Raw genomic sequence first — 945 nt, 5'->3', positions numbered from 1 at the left:
GAAATATATTGACCAAGGAATCTCAGTAAACACTTCATATAATCCAGAACATTATGAAGACAATAAAGTTCCCATGTCGGTCATGATTAAAGATTTGGTGACAGCATACAAATATGGATTAAAGCAGCTTTACTACTTCAATACCTTTGATGGCGCTGGAGAAATAAAGGAAGAGGCATCTCATACTTATGAGACTGGTACCCAACCAATCGAAGACGAAGATTGCGAAAGCTGTAAAATTTAAGGACATAACCCCGTGACAATTATGAAGAAAAATATCAAGTCCCATCTTGAGAAGACAATGTTCTTTGATGAAGGTGTGGACATTGCACGATATGACCAAGTACGGTACCCACAACTCGAAAAAATTACGGATAAACAATTAGGTTTCTTTTGGCGACCAGAAGAAGTTGATGTATCTAAAGACAAAAAAGACTTTAATTTGCTTACCCAGCATGAGCAGCATATCTTTACCTCTAACCTCAAGCGCCAAATTTTGCTGGACAGTATTCAAGGACGAGCTCCTAATCTAGCGTTTCTGCCTATTTGCTCTTTGCCAGAGGTAGAAAACTGGATTGAGACATGGTCGTTTTTTGAGACAATCCATTCACGTTCTTATACACATATTATTCGTAATGTGTATCCTAATCCAAGCGTTGTGTTTGACCAAATGCTGGATATTAAAGAAATTGTAGATTGCGCCTCAGATATTAGTCAGTACTATGACAATGTCATTGAGAATCCCAATAAGAAAAATCTATGGCTGGCTCTTATGTGTGCCAATGCCTTGGAAGGTATTCGTTTCTATGTTTCGTTCGCATGCTCTTGGGCATTTGCAGAACTTAAAAAGATGGAAGGGAATGCAAAGATCATTAAGTTTATTGCCCGTGATGAGAATACTCATTTGGCTGCAACGACAACTATGATCAAAAACCTCGTTAAGGA

At 38.2% G+C, this 945-nt stretch carries 2 protein-coding genes; both read left to right on the top strand.

The features are described 5' to 3' along the window. A partial coding sequence (locus AAFM34_RS20965; RefSeq protein WP_341666225.1) for a hypothetical protein occupies positions 1-244 on the top strand: 244 nt, incomplete at its 5' end. A 21-nt stretch (positions 245-265) separates the two neighbouring features. Continuing rightward, positions 266-945: ribonucleotide-diphosphate reductase subunit beta (locus AAFM34_RS20960; RefSeq protein WP_341666227.1), on the top strand; the 680-nt coding region annotated here is incomplete at its 3' end.

Origin of the sequence: Vibrio sp. (assembly GCF_038138445.1) — a bacterium.
Lineage (GTDB): Bacteria > Pseudomonadota > Gammaproteobacteria > Enterobacterales > Vibrionaceae > Vibrio.
This window is presented reverse-complemented; position numbering and strand designations above follow the sequence as displayed.